Origin of the sequence: Acinetobacter sp. YH12097, assembly GCF_013419225.1 — a bacterium.
GTDB classification, from domain to species: Bacteria; Pseudomonadota; Gammaproteobacteria; order Pseudomonadales; family Moraxellaceae; genus Acinetobacter; species Acinetobacter amyesii.
Window position 1 is genome coordinate 23,682 of sequence record NZ_VPAN01000034.1, and the last position, 10,797, is coordinate 34,478.

12 protein-coding genes, 3 pseudogenes and 1 other annotated feature are annotated in these 10,797 nt (G+C 38.9%); of the genes and pseudogenes, 7 read left to right on the plus strand and 8 right to left on the minus strand.

The features are described from left to right. Nucleotides 1-2: 2 nt before the first annotated feature. From FTU37_RS12925 to ispH, 5 genes are all read right to left on the minus strand, one after another. Nucleotides 3-767, minus strand: a complete 765-nt coding sequence (locus FTU37_RS12925; protein WP_180124464.1) for a hypothetical protein — start codon at nt 765-767, stop codon at nt 3-5. Continuing rightward, on the minus strand, nt 767-1,714 hold the full coding sequence (locus FTU37_RS12930) for a PilW family protein (protein ID WP_180117220.1): 948 nt from the start codon (nt 1,712-1,714) through the stop codon (nt 767-769). Before FTU37_RS12930 ends, FTU37_RS12925 begins: the two co-directional genes overlap by 1 nt. Nucleotide 1,715: 1 nt before the next feature. Next, on the minus strand, nt 1,716-2,324 hold the full coding sequence (pilV, locus tag FTU37_RS12935; protein WP_180117222.1) for a type IV pilus modification protein PilV: 609 nt from the start codon (nt 2,322-2,324) through the stop codon (nt 1,716-1,718). Then, complete coding sequence (locus FTU37_RS12940; RefSeq protein WP_180124465.1) at nt 2,324-2,767, minus strand: Tfp pilus assembly protein FimT/FimU; 444 nt, start codon at nt 2,765-2,767, stop codon at nt 2,324-2,326. Before FTU37_RS12940 ends, pilV begins: the two co-directional genes overlap by 1 nt. Before the next feature lie 163 nt (nt 2,768-2,930). Further along, nucleotides 2,931-3,881, minus strand: coding sequence for a 4-hydroxy-3-methylbut-2-enyl diphosphate reductase (ispH, locus tag FTU37_RS12945; protein ID WP_180124466.1), 951 nt, complete (start codon nt 3,879-3,881; stop codon nt 2,931-2,933). A gap of 133 nt (nt 3,882-4,014) precedes the next feature. Between ispH and gmk the strand changes: the two genes are divergently transcribed. From gmk to bfr, 6 genes are all read left to right on the plus strand, one after another. Further along, nucleotides 4,015-4,638, plus strand: a complete 624-nt coding sequence (gene gmk, locus FTU37_RS12950; protein ID WP_180124467.1) for a guanylate kinase — start codon at nt 4,015-4,017, stop codon at nt 4,636-4,638. A gap of 76 nt (nt 4,639-4,714) precedes the next feature. Continuing rightward, on the plus strand, nt 4,715-4,996 hold the full coding sequence (gene rpoZ / locus FTU37_RS12955) for a DNA-directed RNA polymerase subunit omega (protein WP_067762989.1): 282 nt from the start codon (nt 4,715-4,717) through the stop codon (nt 4,994-4,996). Between the two features lie 219 nt (nt 4,997-5,215). Next, nucleotides 5,216-7,321 (plus strand): bifunctional (p)ppGpp synthetase/guanosine-3',5'-bis(diphosphate) 3'-pyrophosphohydrolase, encoded by a 2,106-nt coding sequence (locus tag FTU37_RS12960; RefSeq protein ID WP_180124468.1) that lies wholly within the window; start codon nt 5,216-5,218, stop codon nt 7,319-7,321. Between the two features lie 54 nt (nt 7,322-7,375). Then, nucleotides 7,376-7,759 (plus strand): RidA family protein, encoded by a 384-nt coding sequence (locus FTU37_RS12965; RefSeq protein WP_078189365.1) that lies wholly within the window; start codon nt 7,376-7,378, stop codon nt 7,757-7,759. A 217-nt stretch (nt 7,760-7,976) separates the two neighbouring features. Continuing rightward, on the plus strand, nt 7,977-8,171 hold the full coding sequence (locus tag FTU37_RS12970) for a bacterioferritin-associated ferredoxin (protein ID WP_078192519.1): 195 nt from the start codon (nt 7,977-7,979) through the stop codon (nt 8,169-8,171). Between the two features lie 257 nt (nt 8,172-8,428). Next, the gene (gene bfr / locus FTU37_RS12975) at nt 8,429-8,893 is read left to right on the plus strand and encodes a bacterioferritin (protein ID WP_180124469.1); all 465 of its coding nucleotides are present in this window, start codon (nt 8,429-8,431) and stop codon (nt 8,891-8,893) included. A gap of 63 nt (nt 8,894-8,956) precedes the next feature. Here bfr and FTU37_RS16760 read toward each other — a convergent pair. Together FTU37_RS16760 and FTU37_RS12980 are read right to left on the minus strand one after the other, a co-directional pair. Further along, nucleotides 8,957-9,085, minus strand: a pseudogene (locus FTU37_RS16760) (type IV pilin accessory protein); the annotation flags it as partial. Nucleotides 9,086-9,133: 48 nt separating this feature from the next. Next, nucleotides 9,134-9,361, minus strand: a pseudogene (locus FTU37_RS12980) (IS3 family transposase); the annotation flags it as partial. A 51-nt stretch (nt 9,362-9,412) separates the two neighbouring features. Between FTU37_RS12980 and FTU37_RS12985 the strand changes: the two are divergent. Next, nucleotides 9,413-10,632 (plus strand): IS3 family transposase gene (locus tag FTU37_RS12985; RefSeq protein WP_180124470.1). Its coding sequence is split into 2 segments (ribosomal slippage): nt 9,413-9,689 and nt 9,689-10,632, totalling 1,221 coding nucleotides; the frame shifts between segments, so codons are not numbered across the junction. Next, nucleotides 9,688-9,804 (plus strand) — a sequence feature (AL1L pseudoknot). It overlaps the preceding gene by 117 nt. A 37-nt stretch (nt 10,633-10,669) precedes the next feature. Here the strand turns inward: FTU37_RS12985 and FTU37_RS12990 are convergent. Next, a pseudogene (locus tag FTU37_RS12990) lies at nt 10,670-10,797 on the minus strand (DDE-type integrase/transposase/recombinase); the annotation flags it as partial.

Here is a 10,797-nt window from a genome sequence, read left to right on the forward strand (position 1 = left end):
GACTACATTGGTGTATTACTTTGACGGTATTCAGCAACTTGCGCATTAAATGGCACGTTGTAATGACGCAAACAATCCGCAATGGTATTACTTTCATTTAAACCATCTTTAATTACGTCAGCAGGATAGTCAGTTAAACATGACTTGATTTGTGTAGAAGTTGCTGTACTTGCCATTGCAGGCATTAATGAAGTAGTGTTAATTCTGACTTTAATCGGTTGAGAAACTTGAGGAACATCTGTTCCTTGTACAAAGTTTTCTAAAGGCGCACTTGGTGTGTTATACACTTTAATCGCAACCTGTGTCATCACTGCCTTACGCCCACTAGTATAATTATCAGCTACAGACGGGTCACAAGCACCTCGAGTAATTGGCGAGATTTTCTTTTTTCCCGTGCCAATCGTATCAGCAGTATTAGTTAATATATTGGAAATCACTCCAACAGTATTAGTATCAAAATTTTGTACGATATTCTGATTAAAACAAAATACTACTTCTTTACCAATATTTTCAGGTTGCGAAGCAAAACCAACAAAACCAAACTTACTCGCATTTAATTTTTTATACACTTCCCCAGCGCCTTCAATATTAAAAAAATAGGCATCTGAATTACGCATAAGTAAAGCCAGTGCTTGGCTGTTGGTTGATATTTTTAAAGAAGTTATACTTTCACGAATTGCTACTAAGCCAATAGTAGTCACCACTACAATTAATATTAATATTACGATTAAAGTATTACCTTTTTCTATATTTTTAAGTGCAACCATTATGAACCACTCCCCAATGCATTTCGAAAAGCAACTGTTTGTGAAATTACTTGGCGTAAATTTGAATCAATTGTATTCACAGTAACATTGTTTTTATCTAACACTGAAAAAGCAGAACCATTTCTTGTTTTAATATCTGGGTTACCGCCTACATTTTCATTTGAGCGTATTAATAAACCAATTTGTACACCACGAATACGAGGCGAAGTTCCACTCGTTGGATAACTATCTATATAACGAAAATTCTTTTGCACTAAACCATCAGCAGGAATAGGATCATTTGAAATATTATCTGCAATAACTTTATCATCACTCACTGCAAATAAAATACGCATATATTCAGTATTTCTAATGACAATTTCTCCATTCCCTCCAAAACCTACAATAGTATGAGTTCTAGGATTCCCAGTAGCATCATTTCCTGTAGGTACAGTTTTAGGGTATATACCAGCATCACAACGCAAGTTTCCGTCCAAGATAAAATATCTTTGTAACACATAACTGTTTACAGGTATTCCTGTGCCTTCGCAGTCAAATTGTCCCGTAATATCTACATAGTATTGTATTGTCAATTGATCACTGCTTATATTTGTCTTCTTACCTGTCCCCTCTGCTTCTTTTTTAGTTAATAGGTTGGCAGATCTATTGGTTAAAGTTGAAGGTAAGTTGTCGATTCCCAAAACAATACCCGCATAAGGCAGGCCACTTTTAATCACAGGTTTATCTGCTGAAAAATTGGCTTTGCGAATATCTTCGATCATATAATTAATACCGAAGTTTCCATTGTCTTGTATATCAGAGATAGCTCGCTGCAGGTTGGCACTAATTTGCGCAGTCATAAATAGCTGTATTGCTGCCGCAACTACCAATAACCCTAAAACCAAAGAGACCATTAACTCAACAAGCGTAAATCCCGAGTTAAAACGAGTAAAGTGCAACTTCGTCATATTAATATGTCTCCACAACAATACACTTCGAATTATCTTTCAACTTTCCATATAACGTACAATCATTATCACCACTTCCTTCTGTAGCCGTCGTGGTATCCCATGCAACATATATACAGCTTCGCCCACTATTTAAATTAGTTGAAGATGTAACACTCTCACCATTCTCATCTGTAGTTATAGAGGTTGCACAAGGTAAAATATTAATGGTCATACCTTGCTTATTTGCTTTATCTACTACTTGTTTTACATCCTCTATTGCCATGTTTGCACTTGTACAACTGGAACTTCCAAAACATGATGCCCATGTATGAGATGTTGTTAATGCTCTATAATCTTCCACTGCTTTTACGTAGGCGGATTTTGTTATGTCATTAGTTATTTGGGCATTGTTTTTATCTAATAATGTAAATGCATAAGGATTAATGCGAATACGTTCAGCAAAATCCCTTGCAATATTCATTGCTTGTATTTTATTTAAGGACTCATTTGCAGCATCTACTGCGCGAAGCTGCAATGCAATAAATCCTAAAACTGCAATAGCTAATAATATCAAGGAAACTAATACTTCCATCATCCCAACACCTTGTTGGGTCTTTCTGTTATTCATTAGCAAGTCCCATCACTTTTATTAGATAAAGTACCCATTCTTGTTACTGTAATAATTTTTTTTATATTCAGATGACTATTACAAATCATTAAATCACTATCCGTTGTTGCATCTTTAACAATACCGTAAGAGGTAAAAATAATTGAGGTAGGACTTGTGGAAGTTAATGCATTATTGGACCTTGCACGCCAATAAATGTGAGTATCTGTATTATTCACCGAAGATTTAGTCACATCATTTAAGGTTACGGTAACTTCTTCCCTCAATAAGACTGCTTTACTTCTAGCCTCGAATAATGTATTCGACAAATCTCTCGCAGTTAGATTTAATCTTTGTTTTTCAACCATATAATTCATAGAAGGCGCAGCCAATATGGCAATAATCGCCAACACCGCAATCGTCACCATCAGCTCAATTAACGTAAATCCCTTATTTTTCTGCATACTCCCCCCAAGGCGCGCCAAACTTTACCCTATTAAAAATAATATCTAATTAAATTACAAAACAAACACAAATAAGGATAAAAGGCATAAAAAAACAGATAATTGCCAAAAAGCAACTATCTGTCAATTCCTAAAAAATTCAGACTGTTAAGTGTTTAACACTTTAGGCCTGAGTTACCGGAATACGTAACTCTTTCGGTAAACTAAATGTAATACTCTCTTCACGACCATCCAGCTCTTTAGGTGCTTGGGCACCCCAATCCTGTAAACGCTGAATGACCTGTTTAATCAGAATTTCTGGTGCAGAGGCTCCAGCGGTTACTCCAATCTGAGCATTTTTTTCAAACCATTCCTGTTTGAGTTCATCGGCATTATCAACCAGATAAGCCGCTTTACCCATACGTTCTGCCAACTCACGCAGACGGTTGGAGTTTGATGAATTTGGCGAACCCACGACAAGTACCACATCACAACGCTCGGCTAGATCTCGTACTGCATCCTGGCGGTTTTGGGTGGCATAGCAAATATCATCTTTACGCGGCCCTTGAATCAGCGGGAATTTTTGGCGTAAAGCATCAATCACTTTCGCCGTATCATCAATCGACAAGGTTGTTTGCGTGACAAAAGCCACTTTTTCAGGATGATGCACAGTTAAGGCAGCAACATCTTCTTCATCTTCGACCAGATAAATTTCACCACCATTTTTCTTGTCATATTGCCCCATGGTGCCTTCGACTTCCGGGTGACCTTCATGACCAATCAGAATAGCTTCTACGCCTTCACGCGCATATTTGGTCACTTCAATATGCACCTTGGTGACCAATGGACAGGTTGCATCAAAAACCTTTAAACCACGGCGTTCGGCTTCAAGCTGTACCGCCTTGGAAACCCCATGTGCGCTAAAAATCACAATATTGTCGTCCGGCACTTCATCGAGCTCATCGACAAAGATTGCGCCACGCTGACGCAAGTCATCGACTACAAATTTGTTGTGTACCACTTCATGCCGTACATAAATCGGTGGGTTCAAGCATTCTAGGGCACGGTTCACGATCGCGATGGCGCGATCAACACCTGCACAGAAACCACGTGGATTAGCTAAAACAATTTCCATAGAATCCTCAATGCCCACTCAATTTTACGGGTATCACTTGAAATAAATGTAAACAATAGACGTCTGACTATTTTGTTTGGCGCGCGTCTACTCTAAAATAGAGAAGATATTTTATCATATCAGGAAAAATATCATGTCGGGTCTCTTGTTTGTCGTTTCTGCTGCTTCGGGAACGGGCAAAACATCCCTCGTTAAAGCCCTGCTTGAACGTGTAAATAATTTACATGTCTCTGTTTCTCATACCACTCGTGGTCAGCGTCCTGGCGAATTAGACGGCGTACATTACCATTTTGCAAAAAAAGAAGATTTTTTATCTTTGGTGAATGAAGGTGGCTTCATTGAATATGCAGAAGTTTTTGGTAATTATTACGGTACTGCACAGCGCACAGTAAAAGAACAATTGGCTAAAGGTCATGACGTTCTACTTGAAATTGACTGGCAAGGTGCTGAACAGGTTCGTAAACTTTTTCCTGAATCTAGACAAATTTTTATTCTCCCTCCGAGTCAGTTCGATTTACGTCAACGTTTATCCAATCGTGGTACAGACTCTGTTGAAGTGATTGAACATCGTCTCGGCTGTGCCGTAGAAGATATGCAGCAATATGTTAATTTTGACTATGTCATTATTAATGATGACTTTAATAAAGCACTGCATGACTTAGAGTCCGTGATTATTGCCAATCGTCTTGTTTTAAAACAACAAGCCATGCGCCATGAAAAACTGATTGAGAAATTAATCACCCCTACGGAACAGTGATTAAAACTTGAGTCTATAGACAAAGCACCTTATACTGCACAGTCTGTTAAAAATTTATATTCAAACGAGAATTCTTATGGCACGCGTAACCGTTGAAGATTGTTTAGACCATGTAGACAACCGCTTTGAGCTTGTACTAGTGGCAAGCAAACGCGCGCGTCAATTGGCACGTCAAGGTATCGAACCTACTGTTGAGTGGGACAATGACAAACCAACCGTTGTTGCTCTTCGTGAAATCGCAGCGGGTCACGTTTCTAAAGACATTTTGAAACAACGTGAACAAGACTACCAAACTTCAAGTTTAGACCTTGCACTTTCTGCAAATAACCTAAACTTAGACGGTTTTTCTTTCCAATAAGATAAACCTGACCTTAAAAGCCTAGTTTTTAACTAGGCTTTTTTTATGGATTCTCTTTAATATTTTACTCAGAACAGTTATAACATAAGCTTAAGAAGTGCAAAGCAAGCGAAAAAGATTTTCATTTTTTTAAACTAAAAAAATTGACAAGTCATGCAATATGCATTTCATTAAAGTATTAACCGTTTCATTTGTAAATCAGTAGTAAAAGGGTGTTCTATGCCAGGCCCAATGGTCAGCCAAGCCAAGCAACAGTTAAATGTGATAATCGACGCTTACCTTTCAGTAAGTGATGTCGAACGCGTGCTTGAAGCTTGCGACTATGCGGATATTGCCCATGATGGCATTACCCGTAAAAGTGGCGAACCCTACATCCTTCACCCAATTGCGGTGAGCTGTATTTTGGCGCATATGCGTCTGGATGCGGAAACTTTAATGGCCGCTTTACTACATGATGTCATCGAAGATACTGAATTTACTAAACAAGATATTACTGAAAAATTTGGTCTGACCGTTGCTGAACTCGTCGACGGCGTCACCAAACTCAGCCATTCTAGTGATAAAGAATATAATAAAGCTGCATCCTTCCGTAAAATTTTGCAAGCCACCCTACAAGACCCACGTGTCATTATTATTAAACTTGCGGATCGTTATCACAATATGACCACACTGGGTGCTTTACGCCCTGACAAACGTGCTCGTATTGCCCAAGAAACTTTTGAAATTTTTGTGCCTATGGCACGCCTTGTCGGTATGAATGAAATGGCCGACAACCTTGAACATTTGTGTTATCAAAATCTCGACTTAGATATGTATAACAATGTTCAAGAAGCTTTATTACAAACCAAACCGAAACGCTGCGAATACCAAACCAAGTGGGAAAACAACCTTACCACCCTACTTGAACAGCACCATATTTCAGGTCGAATTAAAAAGAAAAATAATAATATTGAATTACTTCGCCACTTCGTAAAAAACGATATCGATCTGCAAGAGCTCACTCATAGTCATGCCTTTGAAATTATTTTACAAAGCATCGCAGACTGTGACCGACTTGCTGACATCCTCAAAGAAAGCTTTAAAGTCCTTAATTACGCCGATCATATCCGTCGCCCACTCCCAGGTGGCAACCAGTCACTGATGATGCGCTTAAAAGGTGAAAAGACCATTTTATCGCTGACCATCCAAACGGAGTTGATGCGTAAAGCGGCGCGCTTTGGTGTGGTTCTCGGTGAAAATGCACCACAAGCTTGTCGCTCAGCGATCCAAGCCTCCATGCAAAATTTAAACGTGTTAGTCGATGGCGCATGTGCCAAGACCACGTTTAGTGAATTACTCGATTATCTACATCAAGAGAAAATTTGGGTTTATACCCCACACGGTCATTTGCATGAACTCCCTCAGGGTGCCACAGCGGTTGATTTCGCTTATTCAGCAAGCTTATTTTTGGGCAACCATGCCGTTGGTGCGAAAATTGATGGGGAAACCAAGCCCCTTTCAACACCATTACTGAGTGGTCAAGTGATTGAAATTATCACTGATGTTCTTGCAACACCAAACCCTGACTGGCTGAGCTTTATTAACACCCAAAAAGCCCGTCGTGCATTACAAAATATCCTTCGTGATCAGGACCAAGACGAACAACGCTTAGTTGGTCAGCAAGCTTTAAATCGCGCATTAAAACTCTTTAACCGTTCTGTGAGTGATTTGACATTAGCCGATTGGGAAAATGTGCTGAATTGGCGTCATTTAAATGACAAAGAACAATTGTTTGAACAGATTGCAGTCGGTGACTTACTACCTCAATTGGTTGCCAATCATTTATATGCTCAAGATACCATTCAGAATTCAAACTCTGCACGCTTAATCTTGGGCACTGATGGCGTCGACGTCAAATATGCGCACTGCTGTAACCCGGTTTTAGGTGATCCAATACAAGGACATTTATCACGTCGTGGTTTGATTGTGCACCGTTCACGTTGTCATAATTTATTGCATGAACAACATTTACATCCTGAAAATATCATGCCTTTACACTGGACTACAGAAGACAGTGAGGACATTAGTTTTACAGCCTATTTATGCTTAAACATGCTGTTAAATGATGAACAAATTTCAGAGCTGATCTATCTATGCCGTAAAGAAAAAGTCGGTGTAGAAACTGTCCGTTCACATGAAGAAAAAACCTATGTGAATATTGTTGTACACAATCGTAAACAAATTGCCGAAATTATCCGTAATTTAAGAATGCATTTTGGCTTCCCACGCATCAGTCGTTTGGCACAACCTGTTGCCATTGCTGAGCCTGCGAAAGTTGCCAGCTAACCTGACACCGCATATGTATATGTGCTGTGTCTGTGATGATAATAGGAGAAATAGATGTCCCGCCAGGTAATCCATACTGAAAATGCACCCGCTGCAATTGGTACTTACTCACAAGCCATTTTAGTGGGCGACACTTTGTATTTATCAGGTCAAATTGGCTTAGATCCATATAGCATGGAGCTGGTAGAAGGCATTGAAGCTCAAATTCGCCGTGTATTCGACAACTTAAAAGCGGTATGTGAAGCTGCAGGTGGTACGCTAGCAGATATCGCTAAGTTGAATATTTTCCTCACTGACCTTTCTAACTTCCAATTGGTCAACCAAATTATGGGTGAATACTTTGCTCAACCTTACCCAGCACGTGCAGCACTCGGTGTAGCTAGCCTACCAAAAGGCGCTTTAGTAGAAATGGATGGCGTGGTTATTATTAATCAATAAGTTAGTAAATACCGCTTAAGCCCATCACTGAATATCAAATTCTAAAAGAATAGAAGTCTCATACGGAAATCTGAGCATTACTCAGATTTCCGCTTAAATGACATTTTTTATTCAAAAACTCAATCAGCATAAAAGTATTTTTAGATGATTTTTATTGACAAACGATAATAATTATCAATAATATTACTTATCCCATTTATTCACTTGGTTTGATTTCATGTACGTTTGTTTGTGCCGTGGTATTACTGATCAAGACATTAAAGATGCAATTGCCAATGGCGCCGAAAGCTATCGTGAAGTTCGCGATATGCTTGATTTAGGCACCTGTTGTGGTCGCTGTGCTCCTGAAGCACGTATGATCATCAGTGATGAAGTTGCGCAAATTGCAGCTCGGATCGCAATTGCTGCATAAACTAAACTTTAAAGTTTCCTCAACAATCATAATTATAAAACCAATGGTCTCAGACCATTCCTCCTCCCCCGCTTCTGACTCTAAGCGGGTTTTTATTTATTAAATATCTGGAAATTAGCGCCTTGTTTTGATTGTGATTTTCATTTGCTGTTCTATAAAACACTCGCTAAATTACACTTTGTTGTTTAAGATATTTCTATTCTAATATCGAATTTATATTGCTTAGTTCGAGCTTTATTGCAGTTAAGGAGTCAGACATGAAAGGCAATCGTGATGTAATTAATCAGTTAAATCAGGTGCTTTATCATCATTTAACTGCAATTAACCAATATTTTCTTCATTCACGGATGTTTAACGATTGGGGCATTGAACAGTTAGGCGCTGCGGAATACAAAGAATCGATCCGCCAAATGAAGCATGCCGATAAAATTATTGAACGCATTTTGTTTTTAGAAGGCCTGCCTAATTTGCAACATCTCGGTAAGCTGTATATCGGCCAACATACCGTTGAAGTATTGAACTGCGATGTGCGTAAAGTCAAAGAGAACATCGAAGCGATACAAGCCGCGGTTAAGCTAGCAGAAGAACAGTTAGACTATGTGACTCGCGATTTAGTGCAAGAAATTTTAGAAAAAGAAGAAGAATGGTTAGATTGGACAACTACACAGCTGGATTTAACTGAGACTGTAGGTATTGAGAATTATATTCAGAGTCAGATTTGAAAATTTCAGTGAATAAAAAAAACCTGCAGTTCAAATGCAGGTTTTTTTTATGTTGTTTTGAGTTTATTTCCAAGGACGAAGGTCAACAATTTTAATCACCTCACCTTTTTCCTTATTCACTAAAACGGTCATATCTACAGCATTGGCTTTTAAGGGCACATATCCAGTCGCTTGCGGATATTTCTCAAATATCTTTTGTGATATACGCTGAATTATCAGGAGACTTTCCCTTGGGAGATTCTAGGCAGCCAACTTATAAAAGTCTTCGGCCATTTGATTTGGTGTCTTAAAACCCAAACCCTTTTGAATTCTTCTATGATTATAAAATAACTCAATGTATTTTATAATATCTGCTTTGGCTTCTTCTCTGGTTTGATAGTTGTAATGATGCACTAACTCATTTTTCAGTATTCCCCAAAAGCTTTCAATCGGTGCATTATCGTAACAGTCTCCGCGCTTGCTCATTGAATGAACCGTACCGGGTTTGTCGGAGAGTCAATATTCTGAGAGACTATCCCGATGACAAAATTAAAATATACCCCTGAAATCAGAGAAAGAGCGGTTCAATTATTGATTGAATCTGAAAAAGATTATCCTTCTACTTGGGCTGCAATCACAGCAATTGCGCCTAAGATCGGTTGTACTCCTGAAACACTACGTGTTTGGTATCAAAAATACTTAGATCAACAAAATCCCGCCAAAGTACAACAGATATCTGATCAAGAAAAAATGAAGCAAATGGAACGTGAAATTAAAGAATTAAAACGTGCCAATGAAATTCTACGTAAAGCAGCCGCTTTTTTCGCCCAGGCGGAGCTCGACCGCCCATACAAATAATGGTGGATTTTATCCATAACAATAAAGATCGATATGGTGTTGATGCGATTTGTAGGATTTTACCGATCGCAGCTTCAACCTATTACCGAACTTTAGATCTCGCTGACAATCCAGAACATCGAGCGAAACGAGATCTACATGATGAGCATCATGCTGAACAAATTAAACGAATTTGGAAGGAAAGTTCAGGTCGATATGGTGTACGTAAAGTCTGGCAAAAATTAAAACGTGAGGGTTATGTTATTGCACGTTGTACAGTTGCTCGATTGATGCAAAAGCTAGGTATACAAGGTGTTTGGCGTGGTAAGAATAAACAAACCACCCGTAACCGAGATGACCAAAAACGGGCAGATGATTTAGTGAAACGTAATTTTAATGCTGATCATCCAAACCAACTATGGGTGGGTGACTTTACCTATATTCAAACTCATTCAGGCTGGGTATATACCGCATTTGTTATTGATGTGTTCTCACGAGCAATTGTTGGATGGAAAGTATCTACACGGATGAATACAGATATGGTGCTCGATGCATTGGAGCAAGCATTGCACGATCGAGGCATGCCAAAGAATGTGATTCATCATTCCGACAGAGGTGTGCAATATCTTTCTATTCGCTATACCAATCGTTTAGAAGCAGCAAATTTAAGAGCATCAGTCGGTACGACTGGTGATTCATACGATAATGCTTTGGCTGAAACAGTGAATGGCTTATACAAAATAGAGGTGATTGAATATTTAAAAGCAGATTGGCAAGGTTTAGCAGATGTACAGCTTGCGACACTAAACTGGGTAGATTGGTTCAACAAAAAGCGTGTACACAGTGCACTGGGTTATGTATCGCCTTTTGAGTTTGAAGCAATGTACTATGATAAGATTAACCCGTTAGGTCAGGTGGCCTAACTTAAATAAAAAGTCTCCGACAAACCCGGTACGGTTCAGAACCTTGAAAACCATATTGCTCAAGTATATTTCGATATTCATGGCTGCAATATTGACTTCCTCTGTCTGAATGCACAATCAGTTCTTTGGTTGGTTTTTGATTGTGAATAGCCATATTTAGCGCAT